This is a genomic window from Microcystis sp. LE19-41.2A (assembly GCF_027530405.1).
GTDB lineage: Bacteria > Cyanobacteriota > Cyanobacteriia > Cyanobacteriales > Microcystaceae > Microcystis > Microcystis aeruginosa.
The window spans coordinates 1-14,193 of the sequence record NZ_JAPZQJ010000675.1 but is presented as its reverse complement, the minus strand read 5'-3'; the positions used below and the strand labels follow the sequence as shown (position 1 = coordinate 14,193).

Genomic DNA, 14,193 nt, shown 5'->3' with positions numbered 1-14,193 from the left:
CCAAGCTTTTCTGGTCGGAACCCCCTAAGCCGAGTTTTCAAGGTGCTGCGCCGTCCACTTGGTTTTCGAGACTGGCCTTTTAATTCTAACGTAAAGCCAACCTAGAACGGCGGGGTTTCAGACCCAAAATTTCCGATGATCGGGTAGGCTCTGTCTACCCAGATTTTTGTAAATATTTAGTAAGCAGAAGTTAATCATCGATCATCGTTATTAATCTTAAGTAACAGTGAAAAGTTCTAGCGGATTGGGTTAAGATCGAGACGTAACCCGAAAAAAATTGCAACAGGAATCGGTAGAAACACCCGGTGGGTTATTAACGGAAATTTTTTTACTGGCAATCCCTATGAACTATCATCCGCCCTCACAGCCCCTGCCCGCCCCCTGTATTATTGATTCTGGCGTGGTCATCGCTAAAGAAGATATGCGTCGTCTCCTCGATGATATTGGACGAGTTCGCTACATCCATAGTCTCGAAGGGGTGATTCAGAGTGAAGGGGAGGGATGGATAGTGGAAGTTTTCGCCGATTATCAGCAAAGCACCCTAGTTGCTAACTACAGTCTTTATCTGAATACCTATAGCTTCGATTATCTGCGTTTAACCCGCTCTCCTGACGGTGAAACCTATTTTGATCTGATCCAAGACAATCGGCAATTACGGCTGATTCCCCTGAGTAATCCACTGCAAGACCCCGATATGAAAGCCCGTCTCAATGCTGATACCCTCGAAGCCATGGTGACTCAGGTACTTTCTGCTAAGTGGGATGTGCAGTTTGAAGACGAAGACGACAATGATTGCCCCTTTTAGGCAGCGAGAAAAAATACTGATAACCGATAACTGATAACTGATAACTGATAACTGATAACTGAAACAGTGGGATTTTCCTTTGAATTAATCGGCCAGTGTCCCCAAACTGGTGCGCGGGTTGGGGTTTGGCATACTCCCCACGGACCGGTAGAAACACCCCGTTTTATGCCCGTGGGAACTTTGGCCACGGTGAAAGGTTTGACCCCCGCTCAAATCGCCAGCACGGGAGCGCAAATGATTCTCGCTAATACCTATCACCTGCATCTGCAGCCGGGAGAAAGTATTATCGAGAAAGCGGGAGGTTTACACGATTTTATGGCGTGGAATCAGCCAATATTAACAGATTCGGGTGGATTTCAGGTGTTTAGCCTCAGTCAACTCCGGCAAATTAAAGAATCGGGAGTCACCTTTCGATCACCGCGGGACGGTAGAATAATCGAAATTACGCCGGAAAAATCGATTCAGATTCAAAATGCCCTCGGTGCTGATGTGATTATGGCCTTCGATGAATGTCCCCCCACGGGAGTCAGTCATGAGACCATGAAAGCATCCATAGAACGCACCTATCGCTGGTTAGAGCGCTGTCTGACGGCCCATCAACGACCTCAAGAACAGGCTTTATTCGCCATAGTACAAGGGGGAATCTATGAGGATTTACGGGCAGCGGCGGCGCAATCTTTAGTAAAACTCGATTTACCCGGTTATGCTATCGGGGGCGTGAGTGTGGGGGAAGAAACGAGCCTAATTCATCGCATTGTCCAGATAACTGCCCCTTTACTCCCCGAAAATAAACCCCGTTACCTGATGGGAGTGGGAACCTATCGAGAAATGGCCAAGGCGATCGCTAGTGGCATAGATCTGTTTGATTGCGTCATTCCCACCCGTTTTGGTCGCCATGGCACGGCTTTAGTGCGGGGAGAGCGTTGGAACCTCAAAAATGCCCGTTTTAAGGAGGATTTCGCCCCTTTAGACGATACTTGTCCCTGCTACACCTGTCAACACTTTAGCCGTGCCTATCTGAATCATTTAATTAAATCGGGGGAGATGTTGGGTTATATTCTCTTATCTCTGCACAATATCGCCGAATTAATCAGATTTACCCGTGAAATTCGTCAATCTATCCTAGGGGGGACTTTTGCCCAAGATTTTGCCCCTTGGCTTGAGGATGCCGTAGATGTTACCCCAACGTGATAAAATTTCAGGAAACGTTTGAAAATTTTCTTGTCAAGGTAGATAGAGAGATGGAAACTGCACTTTTGTTCGCCAAATTGCCAGAAGCATACCAAATTTTCGACCCCCTAGTCGATGTCTTACCCCTGATTCCCCTATTTTTCCTCTTGCTGGCCTTTGTTTGGCAAGCATCCGTCGGGTTTAAATAGGGTTTGCGGCAAAAAGCTTTTCGGTGGTGGCAGGGTGTGGGGTGTGGGGTGTGGGGTGTGGGGTTTTACCGATTTTGAGGTAGTCAGTTACCTAATTTTCAGGGAAAAAGTCCCAGAATTTTCCCCCCGATCCCCGCAATGGCTGGCACTTTTTGAGGGAAAAAAAGTCTAAAAGTCTTATCCAACAAGGTTTTTAGATTTATTCAGCAAGCCTTAAATAAATCGACCCTCAATTATCAGTTATCAGTGAGCAGTTATCAGTGAACAGATTTGAGTTTTAAGTGAAATGACATCTTTTCACTGATTACTGTTTACTGATTACTGAAAAAGCTTCCCAGATTAAAACAAAGTCCAGGTTAAATCAGCATCAGTCAAGTCCACATCTTCTAAAATTGCCCCGCGCAAATCGGCATAACTGAGATCCGCACCCCGGAAACTGGCCCAGGTGAGATCGGTAATAAATCCGTCTCTTTCGGGACTAGCACGAAAATTAACCAGGCAAAGTCGGCAATCAGCGAAATTAGCTCGATATAACAGGGAGCCGCTCAGATTGGCATAGTTGAGATCGGCTCCGCAAAAGTTAGTTTTGCCTAAGTCCGTGCGTTGGTCGGAAGTGGAGCGAAAATCCGTATCGATTAATACGGCCTGCTGGAGATTAGCACTGTTGAGATTAACACCGTTTAAGACGGCTTTGGTTAAATAAGTGGCTTCTAAATTGGCTTCGATGAGATTAGCCCCGCTTAAGTCCGCATCTCGTAAACAAGCTCGATAAAAGTCCACTTGACTTAAATCTGCTCCCCAGAGAATCGCCTCACTTAAATCCGCTTCTCTCAGCAGCGATCGCGAAAGGCCTATCTTTCCTAACCGCGCCTGTCGCAGATCGGCACGGCAAAAATTGACTCCTGGGAGGGCAATATTAGTTAAGTCGCTTTCCCGCAAATTAATCCCCCGAAAATCTCTTTCTCCCTCCCGATAGCGTTGACAAAGTTCTTCTAGGAGCATGGAAATTTTGCATATAGCATAATTGAGGCAAAATGTCAAGGGTTTGGTAATTTTTATTTAGGGAGATGGAAAGTTGGCAGACTCTCGAATTCTCTGGCCCGTTGACGCATTTGCTGACTAATGCGATCGCAAACCACCTTACAGAGATCATAGATCACGGGGTCGCTAATTTGATAGTAAACGCTGACTCCTTGGGGTTGCCGCGAGATAATTCCCGCTTGGGTTAAAGCTTTCAGGTGTTTGGAGAGATTGGCCTGACCTAGTCCGGTAGCTTCGGCGATTTCTTTACCATTCATCGCGCCTAATTGCAAGCAACTGAGAATCTGTAGGCGACTGACTTCCGACAGGACTTTGAAATAGTCCGCCACCGAAGCGAGGACGACGCTAGAGGTTTGGGGGGAGAAACTGTCCAACATAGGTAGGTAATAAAGTGACCAGTTAAAAAGGCTGACAATAGGTGATCGTTTAAAACTTTATAACTATTGACTACTATAGTTTAACTGGAAAGGTAACTAGGGTTTGCGGCAAAAAGTTTTTCCTAGGGGTAGGGTGTGGGGTGTAGGGTGTGGGGTGTGGGGTTTTACCAGTTTTGAGGTGGCCAATTACCTAATTTTCAGGGAAAAAGTGCCTAAATTTCCCCCCGATCACTCCCATATCCAGCACTTTTTGATTGACAAAAGGTCTAAAAGTGTTACCCAACAAGGTTTTTAGCTTTATTCAGCAAAGTGTAACTAGAGTCTAGTCTGCAAGCTCGATCGAGATTGGGTCATTCAGGAATCTACTGCTGCAAGAGTGCCGCCTAACTCCACCAACAGACTTTTTGCCGCAAACCCTAATTATCACCGAGCATGGTACTGATTAACTGCCGGACCGTAGTGCTAGGATGGTTCTCTAAATTGCTTGGTAAAGCCCATTCTGAGTCAAGATAGGACATCTTCAGTAAATCTCTCACTTGTTTTGATTTAGCTTGTCCTGTACTTTGGGCAACCCCAAAAGCTTGATAAAGTTCTGTGGCCGAAATGTGGGGATTTTGGCTAGGATCGAAGAGAAAATTGACCATTCCTAGGGCGTGAGTAATGCCGGCAGCCCAGGAATTGGCTTTACCTTTTTCTAGGGGAGAGGGACGCTTACGAGCTAAAGTTGCGGTTAATTGGCGAATAAGTTGGGCGTATTCTTCATTAAGATATTGAGCGGCAAATTCATCGGTAATATCGATAATTTCTTGATATTTGGCCTGCATTGCCTTGGGAACATTTTCCGATTTAGAAACAGCTGGGGGCGTTTTTTTCAATATTGCTGCCGCTTGCTGTTTGGCGCGTTGTTCAGCATTATATTTTTCTTGAAAAGCTTTTAAACCCTCCTGACTGGTGATATCAAAACCCTGCTGATGCGCTTGTAACAAGAGATTTTTCATAAAACCGCCACTGTTGGGATCGTTCATCAGTTGACTAAAGCGATCGCCTAATTGCTCTAAATATTTAATAATAGCTTTAGCCTGAGTTAATTTATATTCTCGTCCCAAAAATTGCCAAAAACTAATTAATTCAGGGATAGCATCTTGCGTTTCCGTCGGATCGAGGATAGTAATTTTGCGTGGTAAAATCTTCTCCATTAAGATTTGCACATATGCTTTAGTCATGGTAGCAAGGGTATAACCTTCATAGAGATAACCCAACTCGACAAAGGTAGCAATCCAACCACCACCTTCTTCTTTTTCTTGATAATAGGACTCTCCCTCTGGCGAATTGATATATTCTTCGATCGCTCCAGTAATATAATCTTCTAATAAGGGTTCGGCTTCATCGTAGTCTAAATTATCTAATTGTCGGATATTAAAAGTCATAACTCTAGTTTTCCTCCGAGGCTTTCCTTTAATTTTAGGGGATTAGCTGACCGACGACCAAACTGACGCTAAAATAGTCTTTGCTGTCTGGGGTTGTTGCTTGCTCCTGACGGTGGTTGTAACCGGTAACTGAACATGACTTCGATTCGTCAACTGCATCAACAACTCGTTAATAAAGAAAAAACAGCCGTCGAAATCGCCACAGAATTTCTCGCTCGTATTCAAGCGATCGAACCACAAGTAAAAAGCTTTCTCCATTTAACCCCGGATTTAGCCCTCGCACAAGCCCAAAAAGTGGACGAGAAAATCGCCAGGGGTGAGTCTCTGCATCTGTTGGCCGGTATTCCCATCGCATTAAAAGATAATCTCTGCACCAAGGGTATCCCCACCACCTGCGCTTCCCGGATTTTAGAGAATTTTGTCCCCCCCTACGAGTCCACCGTTACCCAAAAATTACGGGATTTAGGAGCAGTTATCGTCGGTAAAACCAATTTAGACGAGTTTGCTATGGGTAGTTCCACCGAAAACTCCGGTTATCACGTTACTGCTAATCCCTGGGACTTATCCCGGGTGCCTGGTGGCTCTTCGGGGGGGTCGGCTGCGGCTGTGGCCGCTCAAGAATGCGTGGTCGCCCTAGGATCGGATACGGGGGGATCAATTCGTCAACCGGCTTCGTTTTGTGGCGTTGTTGGGCTAAAACCGACCTATGGCTTAGTTTCTCGCTTTGGTTTGGTGGCTTACGCTTCTTCTCTCGATCAGATCGGTCCCTTTGGTCGTACCGTAGAAGATGCGGCGATTTTATTACAAGCGATCGCAGGTTACGATCCCCAAGATTCTACCAGTCTCAATCTGCCGATTCCCGACTATAGCCAATTCCTGAAAACCAGTTTAAAAGGGCTAAAAATTGGCGTAATTAAGGAAACTTTCGGGGAAGGTTTGGATCAGGTGGTTGCCGATGCAGTTAATCAAGCTTTAGAGCAGTTAAAGGCCCTCGGTGCCACTATTAAAGAGATTTCCTGTCCCCGTTTCCGTTACGGATTGCCCACCTACTACATTATCGCCCCCTCGGAGGCATCGGCGAATTTAGCCCGTTACGATGGGGTTAAATACGGTATTCGGGAAGATGCCGATAGTTTGATTGATATGTACACCAAGACTCGCGCTAAGGGTTTTGGTGCGGAAGTCAAGCGCCGGATTATGTTGGGAACCTACACCCTCTCGGCGGGTTATTATGATGCTTATTACCTGAAAGCACAAAAAGTCAGGACTTTGATCAAAGAGGATTTCGATCGAGCTTTTCAATCGGTAGATGTGTTAGTTTCTCCCACTTCACCGACCACAGCTTTTAAAGCCGGGGAAAAAACGGCGGATCCTCTGAGTATGTATTTATCGGATTTAATGACAATTCCCGTCAATTTAGCCGGTTTACCTGGGTTAAGTCTTCCCTGCGGTTTTGATGGGCAAGGTTTGCCAATTGGTTTACAATTAGTCGGTAATGTGCTGCGTGAAGATCAATTATTTCACGTCGCCCACGCCTACGAACAGGCCACCGATTGGCACAAACGTCAACCATCTTTTACAAATTGATACAATTGCCGGTGGCTATCTTTTGCCGGTAGCCAAATAGTAGGGTGGGTTAGGCGATGACAAATGAGACAGTTAAGCAACTAATAAGGTATTCGCCATAACCCACCAATCTGTTGATTTTGATCCTAATGCTGAATTGCCAGAATTTGGTATTGTATGTATCGGTGATTTCTCCGAAAGTTGATGTGTCTCTATGAATATATATCTAGATTTATTAAAGAGTGAGTTTCGACAATTTTGCTGCTTAAAATATAAATATTATATTGATCAAATAGATAGTTGGTTTACGGATGCGGGATTTGATAAATACGAGCCTCGTGCATCTACGCGCCTAGATCAAGTGGATGGATACTACTCAAAGATTGATTGGGAAAATCAAAACGATATTCAGAAATTTCTGAAAGTAATTGAATCAATACTTTTATACAACACTTATCATATTAAGGAAGAGCATAAGCAAACTTTAAGAGGAATTTGTGAAAAAAGTGGTTTTCAAGTTGATAGTAATGGCTACACAATTCATTTAACCAAAAAACTAGGACATCAAAATATCAAAAATATTATTTTTGCCTCTAATTCTTTTAAACCAGAAATTATTTTTTCAGATTCACTTAGCAATGATATTGAAATTACGAAGTATAAAGAATCCTGTTTGATCTATGATAAGCCGATTCAAAGTCATGGATTATTAGGGATAGAGTTAATTGATTGGTGGAAAGAGTATAAAAAAATTATTAGCTGGTCAAATTCAGAAGCGGCAGCTCCTCTTTACAAACGACTTAAAGAATCCTTGCAAAATAATCCAGTAGAATCTAGATTTTTTGACACTTACTATAAAAACGAGCAATTATGTCGTCGTTGGGGTGAAAATTCGCCCGCTCTACTGCCACAAGTTTATTTACATTATGATCCCTATACTATCAAAGAACTCAAAAGATATAACAATGGGAGAAGATTGATAAGACAACGTATGGATTTTTTATTATTATTGCCAAAATCAAAAAGAATTGTTATTGAGATTGATGGTAAACAACATTATGCTGAGGGAGAATATGCGAAGCCTCAGCTTTATGCAGAAATGGTAGCTGAAGATAGAAAGTTAAAATTGCTAGGTTATGAAGTTTATCGATTTGGAGCTTCTGAAATTATGCAAGAAACCTATGAGTCTATAGTGGTAGATTTTTTCCAAAAACTTTTTGATTTTTATGATATAAACCTTGATTTTTGAAGACTAAGAATAGGGTGCATTTCATGGTTCTTATAATTATAGCGTACAGTAGGATTACGGAAGGGTCATGCTTGGTGCTGAGTTTAATTGCCTTCCATATATTGAAGTCAAACTTTGTTGATGAGGGTTTGACAATTAATCATAGCACCAATCGCAAGAGCGATCGAGCAAGGAAAACAATTAATTCCACGGATTAGAGAAGAATTCCCTAATCTCAAACAACAGCAAGAACTTTTAGAATTGATAGAGACAATCTTGGTTTATAAGTTACCCCAAGTCAGTAGAAAGGAGATAGAAGCGATGTTTAGTTTAAGTGATTTAAAACAAACTAAAGTGTATCAGGAAGCTTTAGAGGAAGGTAGAGAGGAGGGCCGACAAGAAGGCGAATTAGCAGCAAAATTAGCCTCTATTCCTCGTTTATTGGCATTAGGATTAAACTTTGAACAGATAGCACAAGCTTTAGAATTAGATATCGAACAGGTTAGACAAGCAACTCAAAGGGAATAGGAAAGGTTCAAACTTTGACAAATTGATACAATTGCTGGTGGCTATCTTTTGCCGGTAGCCATCAAGTAAAAATCGGCAACCCCGAAAATCTCTCAAGTCTTCTGTAGCTAAAGAGAAATCAAAAGTACAAACCCAATAAGACAAAATTATTCCTAATCTGCCTTCTTCTAATTCGCTGACTGCCACTATTTGATTATCAGTATTTCTTAAAACAATTGTCCCATTTTGGCTCTTCTCGACTTTGTGTGATAATTTTTGCTTATGGAATCGTGAAATGCTTACTGGGCAAGACTTTTAGGACTATTTTGCGGAAGAAACTATCAGTATAGACCTCGTTTCCACACAGAAACCAGAAGAGCCCCATTTTTGTATATATCCGTAAATCCGCCAGTTGCTATACACGGACTACCGACTTGCCATTGATTATTAATTGGCATTAAGTAGGGAGGCACAATTATTTGTAGGATGGGTTAGCGGTAGCGTAACATAATCGGGCGTTGGGTTTCATGCTTCAACCCAACCTACGTTCTTGCCATTGATTATTAATTGGCATTACTTGTTTAAATATTGTCATAGATCCAGTGAGAGTATTAACTGGACTAGCTATTACTGCTTACTGCATGGCAACCAACAAAAATGTGGACAAAGCTTTAATCATATACAACTTCAAAACTAATACAAATATTCCACAACGCCTTATTGTATTTTTACTGAAAATTTTTTATAACATTTTTAAATTATGTACGTTATAACTATTAAGATTATTAAACCAATCTTAGTATTTGAGTATTAATTACTTACTTTTTTGTTGGTGCTATAATATTTTTAACTTTATTTAAATAAAAGTCATGCAAAAAATACAAGTGATTCCAAGAAAAGGTAGTTCCAATTAATCTTAACCCCTAATAGGGATTGAAACTTGGAGGCAAAAATCAGCGATACTGATAAGCTAAACGGCTTTTACTTCGGATCACCGATATAGACTCCAAAAGGGTTATAGCTGTTGGATCATGCAGGTTAAGCGCCGTTTAGCTTATTGAGATCACGATGGTGAATCCAGAAGAGATAAAGGAGAGAGAAAATGGCTAACGAAACCGTCACTGATTCCCTAGAAGCAGTTCTGACAAGGATTGAGGGGAAAATCGACTCTCTGGAAAAACGGATCGATGAGAGATTTGATCAGGTAGATAAGAGATTTGATAAGATAGAAGAACGGTTGACAAAAGTGAGATGTAGCCAAAGACTCTCTGGGAAATGCAGTTAAATAATTGGATGGCGACCTAAAAATATGAGTGAATTAACTATTCGTCCAGCTAAAATTAGTGGTGTCATCCCAGATTCGATCGCCGCCGAGGTGGGTTTTGAAATCGGGGATGCGCTCCTCTCTATCAATGGTAATCGTCCCCGGGACTTAATCGATTATCAATTTTTATGTGCCGATGAATTTTTAACCCTAGAAGTGCTTGATAGTCAGGGCAAAACTCACCGGATAGAAATCGAAAAAGATTATCATGAAGACTTAGGTTTAGAGTTTGAAACTGCCCTTTTTGATGGCTTAATTCAGTGTAATAATAAATGTCCTTTTTGCTTTATCGACCAACAACCAGAGGGCAAAAGAGAAACTTTATACTATAAAGATGATGACTATCGCTTAAGTTTTCTCTATGGCAGTTATTTAACCTTAACTAATCTCACCTCAAAAGAATGGCAGCGGATCGAAAAGATGCACATATCACCGCTTTTTGTGTCCGTTCATGCCACGGAACCCGATCTGAGAATTCGTCTCTTAAAAAATCCCCGCGCTGGTCAAATTTTAGGCCATTTAAAATGGCTACAAGCCAGACAATTACAAATTCATGCCCAAGTGGTAGTTTGTCCCAATATTAATGATGGAATTCATCTCGAAAGAACCCTGTTAGATCTGGTTTCTTTTCATCGGGGAGATATTCCCTGTGTGGAGTCGATTGCCGTAGTTCCCGTGGGATTAACCCGCTTTCGTCCCCAAGAAGATGAATTAATTCCCGTTAGCCAAGAAAAAGCGCGAGAAGTGATCGAACAAGTCCAAACTTTACAGAAACAATTTTGTCAAGAATTGGGCAGTAATGTGGTATGGTTAGCCGATGAATGGTTTTTAATTGCCCGAGTCGATTTACCACCTCAATCTCACTACGAAGACTATCCCCAAATCGGTAACGGAGTTGGCTCGATTCGTCAATTTATTAGGGATTTCCAGAAGACAGCTAAGAAGTTATTACCCGCTCAAATTACTCCATCTAGACGGTTGGTATGGGTAGTGGGAAATGCGGTAGAACAAGCTTTTCAACCCCTAGTTAAACAGTTAAATAATCTGCGGGGTTTAACCGTGGAATTAGTGGCTTTAAATAGTGATTATTGGGGACAGGAAATCACGGTTACGGGTTTATTAACCGGGCAAGATATTCTCAAAGGATTACAAGGTAAAAATCTTGGGGATGGGGTTTTATTACCCTCCCTAATGCTCAAGCATGGGGAAGCGGTATTTTTAGATGATTTCACCCTAGAAACTGTTATTAATCAGTTAGGAGTCCCTATTTATCCAGTCCTGGGAGTGGAGGAATTAATTAAAACTTGTCTCACTCTCAATCCCTTGAACAAATCCTAATCTTGAGAATAGACAATTATCAGTAATCGGTGATCAGATTTGAGTTTTTAGTGAGCGGTATTAAGTAGAAAATTGCCGTTTTCTTGGCACTGATTACTGATTACTGATTACTGATTACTGTCTTAGCCTAGCTCCACATTACCTGTCCCTTGAAACATCAGCCAAGAGAGGAAAAAATTAGCCACAAAAATCGCTAACAAAGAAGTTACCACAGCCGTGGTAGTAGATTGACCAACTCCTTTAGCACCGCCGGTGGTAGTTAAACCCCAACTGCAACCGATAATAGCAATTAAAACCCCAAAAATTAGGGACTTTAACATAGAACTAATTAAATCCCATGTTTCCAGAAAATTTTGGGCTGATTGTAAGAATAGGGAATAGGAAATACCGTAAAGACTATCGGAAATAAATAAACCACCGAGTAATCCCGTGACTAAAGAGATAATAGTGAGCAGGGGTAACATTAAACTACAGGCAATCACCCGGGGAATGACCAAATAATCGATCGGATCGGTTTTTAAAATATATAAAGCGTCAATTTGTTCTGTTACTCGCATTGTACCAATTTCGGCGGCAAAAGCCGAGCCAACTCTCCCCGCCACCACCACCGCGGTTAAAACCGGGGCTAATTCTCTTGTTAAAGCCAAGGAAAGGACTCCCCCAACAAAACTACCCGCCCCAAAAAAAATAAATTCTCTGGCTACCTGAATAGTGAAAACCATACCCACAAAAGCAGCAGTAATTAGGGCAATTGTCAAGGATTCTGGCCCCACAATACTCATTTGTTCCAGAGTATTACGCCGGTGGATTTTGCCATTAAGAATATGTAAAAAAGTTTGTCCCGCTAACAAACCGGCAGCCCCCAAACGCTGAAACCATAAACTTAAACCACCGGCAGCATCACTTTTTCTTGGCATTTGTCGAGGGACTATCGCTAAAATCTAACTTATTATAGGCGAGAATTCCCTCTGATTATCCCTCGATTGTTAGGACTTGCTTTGATGCCACTCGATCGAGGGATAACAAACCATGGTTTTGTGCTGCCAGCAGGGGATAATAGAATTATCTAGTAGCCGTCAGCTATCAACCCTGATTCTTTATCCATGCCAGATTTAGCGAAAATTATCCTGAGAAACCATAAAATTGATGCTGTTAAACGATTCCATCCTTGGATATTTTCCGGGGCGATTAAAGAGATGGAGGGAGAAGTCAAAGAGGGTGCTATCGTAGAGGTTTATAGCGATCGAGGCGAATATCTAGCCACTGGACTGTATAATCCTAGCAATATTGCCGTTAAAATTCTTTCTTTCCAAAAAGTCAGCGATATTGCTCAATTATTTCTCGAAAAATTCCAGAATGCCTATCAGCTGCGGCAACAAATCGGTTTAGTGGATAACCCGAAAACTAACTGTTATCGCTTAATTAACGCGGAAGGAGACGGTTTACCCAGTTTAATCGTCGATTGGTACAATGGCACGGCGGTTATTCAAGCTTATTCTCTAGCTTTATACCAACGTCTCGATCTGATTGTCGATTGCCTGAAAACTATCTACGCTGACAATTTACGGGCAGTTTACGATAAAAGTGCCGCAGTTTTGGCAAAAAGCGCCCATATCTCCGAGAATAAATACTTATTTGGTCAAAAAACTGGCGATGAGGTGTTAGAATTCGGTCATCGCTTTATTATTGATTGGGAAAAAGGACAAAAAACGGGATTTTTCCTCGATCAAAGGGAAAATAGAGCAATATTAGCCCAATATTGTCAGAATAAACGGGTTTTAAACACTTTTTCTTATTCTGGCGGCTTTTCCGTCTATGCTATGCAAGCGGGGGCTGCCCTAGTCCATTCCGTTGATAGTTCCCACGGTGCGATCGATCTTACCGAAAAAAATATCGCCCTGAATAATCTCGGTGAAGTTCCCCATCAATCCTACAGCGCCGATGTTTTTAACTTCCTGCGCGACTGTCAGGAGGATTACGATCTGATTGTCCTCGATCCCCCCGCTTTTGCCAAAAGTATCCAATCCCGTCATCAGGCGGTTATGGCTTATAAAAGATTAAATTACCAAGCTTTCCAGAAAATTCGCCCCCAAGGTATTATTTTCACCTTTTCCTGTTCCCAAGTGGTTAACGAAGAACATTTTCAGGGGGCTGTCATGGCTGCCGCCATTGAATCGGCTCGCCCAGTGCGAATTTTAGCACGTTTAAGCCAACCGGCGGACCATCCCACCAGTATCTATCACTCGGAAGGTTCCTACCTGAAAGGATTGGTTTTAGCGGTGGATTGATGGAAAATTAAACGATTACCATCCGGATCATAGATGTAGATTTCCGGACCGTGGGAAGCCTGGCTAATTTCTCCCCTAGCACCATAGCCGATTTCGCTCCAATGCTCGAGGGCTTTTTCGAGACTCTCCACCTCGAAACAAATGCTCATGCCACTGCCCCTAGAATCGCTAAATTCGTCTCTGTGGGACTCTTTAGGGCAAAAAAGACCTAACTTAAGGTTAATCAGCCTAAATTCCGCATAAACGTGGGCAAGGTAGGGGTTTGGTTCCTGTTGCAACAGTTGACGATAAAACTGCACCGAGCGATCGAAATTACTCGTGCCTAGGGCAATAAAAGCCTCTGTGTAATTGAATGGACTATCGGGGGGGTTATTCATTGGGGTGAGGGATTAGGAGAGGGGAGATTGCCCAAAAGATCTACTTCAGTGCGGTGAAGATGTCAAGTCCCTTGTACTGCCAATAGTAGTCGCGTCCATTGCCAGACTTTCTATCTCCCTCGGTATTAAGCTCTTTAAAATACCTATATCTGCAAGTCCCCTGGGGTTTCCATCCGATCGAGGATCACCCTGAGCGTTCATCCGATCGAGTGATTTTGGGGAAAAAGTGTTAAAAAAGATTGCTGTTTGTAAAGACAACTGTTACCGTGGGTTCAAGAGTGCGCTTTGAAGGAGGAAAAATCCCATGCACCCTAACCTATCCATCTATCCCTCGATTGCTTCGCTACTTATGTAGGGTTTGCTGAATAAATCTAAAAACCTTGTTGGATAGGGTTTTTAGACTTGTTTTCCCTCAAAAAGTGCCGACCTTTGGAGTGATTGGGGGGAAAATTCAGGTACTTTTTCCCTGAAAATTAGGTAATTGACCCCCTGAAAATGGGTAAAACCCCACACCCCACACCCCACACCCCACACCC

13 protein-coding genes and 1 pseudogene are annotated in these 14,193 nt (G+C 42.5%); 9 read left to right on the top strand and 5 right to left on the bottom strand.

Features of this window, described 5'->3' with window-relative positions:
- The first annotated feature begins 343 nt into the window (after positions 1 to 343).
- The 3 genes from O9290_RS27725 to O9290_RS27715 all read left to right on the top strand — a co-directional run bounded on the left by O9290_RS27725 (position 344) and on the right by O9290_RS27715 (position 2,184).
- Entirely contained in the window at positions 344 to 805 is a 462-nt protein-coding gene (locus O9290_RS27725) for a hypothetical protein (protein ID WP_039900599.1), read from the top strand.
- Between the two features lie 66 nt (positions 806 to 871).
- Positions 872 to 1,996 (top strand): tRNA guanosine(34) transglycosylase Tgt, encoded by a 1,125-nt coding sequence (gene tgt / locus O9290_RS27720; protein WP_288027369.1) that lies wholly within the window; start codon positions 872 to 874, stop codon positions 1,994 to 1,996.
- Between the two features lie 50 nt (positions 1,997 to 2,046).
- Positions 2,047 to 2,184: a photosystem II reaction center protein K gene (locus tag O9290_RS27715; RefSeq protein ID WP_002739211.1), complete on the top strand. Its 138-nt coding sequence runs from the start codon at positions 2,047 to 2,049 to the stop codon at positions 2,182 to 2,184.
- Between the two features lie 339 nt (positions 2,185 to 2,523).
- Here the strand turns inward: O9290_RS27715 and hetL are convergent, their stop codons facing one another.
- The 3 genes from hetL to O9290_RS27700 form a co-directional block, all read right to left on the bottom strand.
- A complete protein-coding gene (gene hetL / locus O9290_RS27710; RefSeq protein WP_288055908.1) occupies positions 2,524 to 3,186 on the bottom strand; it encodes a heterocyst differentiation pentapeptide repeat protein HetL in 663 nt (220 codons plus the stop codon).
- 53 nt (positions 3,187 to 3,239) lie between these two features.
- Positions 3,240 to 3,602, bottom strand: coding sequence for an ArsR/SmtB family transcription factor (locus O9290_RS27705; protein ID WP_288055906.1), 363 nt, complete (start codon positions 3,600 to 3,602; stop codon positions 3,240 to 3,242).
- A 416-nt stretch (positions 3,603 to 4,018) separates the two neighbouring features.
- The gene (locus tag O9290_RS27700; protein ID WP_288055904.1) at positions 4,019 to 5,029 is read right to left on the bottom strand and encodes a DUF6398 domain-containing protein; all 1,011 of its coding nucleotides are present in this window, start codon (positions 5,027 to 5,029) and stop codon (positions 4,019 to 4,021) included.
- 135 nt (positions 5,030 to 5,164) lie between these two features.
- Between O9290_RS27700 and gatA the strand changes: the two genes are divergently transcribed.
- The 5 genes and pseudogenes from gatA to O9290_RS27675 all read left to right on the top strand — a co-directional run bounded on the left by gatA (position 5,165) and on the right by O9290_RS27675 (position 10,992).
- Complete coding sequence (gene gatA / locus O9290_RS27695; protein WP_288055901.1) at positions 5,165 to 6,616, top strand: Asp-tRNA(Asn)/Glu-tRNA(Gln) amidotransferase subunit GatA; 1,452 nt, start codon at positions 5,165 to 5,167, stop codon at positions 6,614 to 6,616.
- Between the two features lie 193 nt (positions 6,617 to 6,809).
- Entirely contained in the window at positions 6,810 to 7,844 is a 1,035-nt protein-coding gene (locus tag O9290_RS27690) for a DUF559 domain-containing protein (protein WP_288055899.1), read from the top strand.
- Positions 7,845 to 7,976: 132 nt separating this feature from the next.
- Positions 7,977 to 8,351: pseudogene (locus O9290_RS27685) on the top strand (Rpn family recombination-promoting nuclease/putative transposase); the annotation flags it as partial.
- 1,081 nt (positions 8,352 to 9,432) lie between these two features.
- On the top strand, positions 9,433 to 9,615 hold the full coding sequence (locus O9290_RS27680) for a DUF4164 family protein (protein WP_002758502.1): 183 nt from the start codon (positions 9,433 to 9,435) through the stop codon (positions 9,613 to 9,615).
- A 24-nt stretch (positions 9,616 to 9,639) separates the two neighbouring features.
- Positions 9,640 to 10,992 (top strand): TIGR03279 family radical SAM protein, encoded by a 1,353-nt coding sequence (locus O9290_RS27675; RefSeq protein ID WP_288056264.1) that lies wholly within the window; start codon positions 9,640 to 9,642, stop codon positions 10,990 to 10,992.
- Positions 10,993 to 11,114: 122 nt separating this feature from the next.
- Here the strand turns inward: O9290_RS27675 and O9290_RS27670 are convergent, their stop codons facing one another.
- A complete protein-coding gene (locus tag O9290_RS27670) occupies positions 11,115 to 11,909 on the bottom strand; it encodes an MlaE family lipid ABC transporter permease subunit (RefSeq protein WP_002758500.1) in 795 nt (264 codons plus the stop codon).
- A gap of 186 nt (positions 11,910 to 12,095) precedes the next feature.
- On the opposite strand from O9290_RS27670, the gene O9290_RS27665 reads away from it, so the two are divergent.
- Entirely contained in the window at positions 12,096 to 13,280 is a 1,185-nt protein-coding gene (locus tag O9290_RS27665; protein ID WP_288056261.1) for a class I SAM-dependent rRNA methyltransferase, read from the top strand.
- Here O9290_RS27665 and O9290_RS27660 read toward each other — a convergent pair.
- On the bottom strand, positions 13,247 to 13,657 hold the full coding sequence (locus O9290_RS27660; protein WP_043998997.1) for a VOC family protein: 411 nt from the start codon (positions 13,655 to 13,657) through the stop codon (positions 13,247 to 13,249). The two genes, O9290_RS27665 and O9290_RS27660, sit on opposite strands and share 34 nt — an antisense overlap.
- Positions 13,658 to 14,193: the final 536 nt, after the last annotated feature.

Coding starts and splice junctions, on each gene's coding strand:
- O9290_RS27725 (WP_039900599.1), top strand. CDS start 344: ATGAACTATCATCCGCCCTCACAGCCCCTGCCCGCCCCCTGTATTATT.
- O9290_RS27715 (WP_002739211.1), top strand. CDS start 2,047: ATGGAAACTGCACTTTTGTTCGCCAAATTGCCAGAAGCATACCAAATT.
- hetL (WP_288055908.1), bottom strand. CDS start 3,186: ATGCTCCTAGAAGAACTTTGTCAACGCTATCGGGAGGGAGAAAGAGAT.
- O9290_RS27705 (WP_288055906.1), bottom strand. CDS start 3,602: ATGTTGGACAGTTTCTCCCCCCAAACCTCTAGCGTCGTCCTCGCTTCG.
- O9290_RS27700 (WP_288055904.1), bottom strand. CDS start 5,029: ATGACTTTTAATATCCGACAATTAGATAATTTAGACTACGATGAAGCC.
- gatA (WP_288055901.1), top strand. CDS start 5,165: ATGACTTCGATTCGTCAACTGCATCAACAACTCGTTAATAAAGAAAAA.
- O9290_RS27690 (WP_288055899.1), top strand. CDS start 6,810: ATGAATATATATCTAGATTTATTAAAGAGTGAGTTTCGACAATTTTGC.
- O9290_RS27680 (WP_002758502.1), top strand. CDS start 9,433: ATGGCTAACGAAACCGTCACTGATTCCCTAGAAGCAGTTCTGACAAGG.
- O9290_RS27675 (WP_288056264.1), top strand. CDS start 9,640: ATGAGTGAATTAACTATTCGTCCAGCTAAAATTAGTGGTGTCATCCCA.
- O9290_RS27670 (WP_002758500.1), bottom strand. CDS start 11,909: ATGCCAAGAAAAAGTGATGCTGCCGGTGGTTTAAGTTTATGGTTTCAG.
- O9290_RS27665 (WP_288056261.1), top strand. CDS start 12,096: ATGCCAGATTTAGCGAAAATTATCCTGAGAAACCATAAAATTGATGCT.
- O9290_RS27660 (WP_043998997.1), bottom strand. CDS start 13,657: ATGAATAACCCCCCCGATAGTCCATTCAATTACACAGAGGCTTTTATT.